1 pseudogene is annotated in these 220 nt (G+C 65.9%); it reads left to right on the forward strand.

Annotation, left to right across the window (positions count from 1 at the left end):
• A pseudogene (locus E0702_RS18820) lies at window positions 1-220 on the forward strand (GTP 3',8-cyclase MoaA); the annotation flags it as partial.

Genomic DNA, 220 nt, shown 5'->3' on the forward strand with positions numbered 1-220 from the left:
GGCGGGCGCGCGCGCTATGTCCGGCTGGAGGAGGCCGGGCAAAAACTTGGGTTTATCACCCCCCTGACCCATAATTTCTGCGAAAGCTGCAACCGGGTGCGCCTGACCTGCACGGGCGAGTTGTTCATGTGCCTGGGCCAGGAGGACAATGCCGACCTGCGCAAGCCCCTGCGGGAATATCCCGACGACGACCGCGCGCTGGAGAACGCCATCCGCGCGG

The sequence above is a fragment of the Halomonas marinisediminis genome, assembly GCF_004347715.1.
Classification (GTDB): domain Bacteria; phylum Pseudomonadota; class Gammaproteobacteria; order Pseudomonadales; family Halomonadaceae; genus Halomonas; species Halomonas icarae.